The sequence below is a fragment of the Pseudomonas sp. LJDD11 genome, from assembly GCF_024584215.1.
Lineage (GTDB): Bacteria > Pseudomonadota > Gammaproteobacteria > Pseudomonadales > Pseudomonadaceae > Aquipseudomonas.
This window is the reverse complement of record NZ_JANJFL010000134.1, coordinates 1-540: the sequence shown is the minus strand read 5'-3', so window position 1 is coordinate 540 and position 540 is coordinate 1. Positions and strand designations below refer to the sequence as shown.

General features: G+C 62.0%; 1 protein-coding gene. It reads right to left on the bottom strand.

Annotated elements, in window-relative coordinates; all coding sequences use genetic code 11:
* Positions 1-540 (bottom strand): class I SAM-dependent methyltransferase (locus NRB16_RS29170; RefSeq protein ID WP_257107605.1); only part of this gene is annotated, 540 nt, incomplete at both ends.

The following is a 540-nucleotide window of genomic DNA, read 5'->3' as shown; positions in this document are numbered from 1 at the left end:
TGCGCAGGGTGTGTTCGGGCACCATGGTAGCGGCTTCGCTCAGGCGCGCCTCAAGGCGAGCGCTCCAGTGCTCCAGGGTTCGGGCGTAATGCAGGCGCAGGCTTTCGACATCAACGATTTCCAGCCCCGCGTCACTGATATGCGCGCTGATCATCGCCAGATGCGGCAGCTCGCCATTGGGGAACACGTAACGGTCGATGAACTCCCCGGCGCCACGCCCCACCGGACGGCCATCGGTATGCAGGGCTGTAATACCGTGGTTCATCACCAGTCCGCCCTCCTTCACTGCACCCGAGAGACACTGGGTATAGAGCGGCAGATTGGCGTGGCCCACATGCTCGAACATGCCCACACTGACCACCTTGTCGAAACGCTGGTCCTGAGGCAGATCGCGGTAATCGAGCAATTGCAGCTCGACCCTGTCCTGCAATCCCTCGGCGTTGACCCGTTCACGGGCAAGCACCAGTTGCTCCTGACTCAAGGTGATCCCGAATACTTTCACGCCGTACTCACGGGCTGCATAACGCGCCAGGCCGCCCC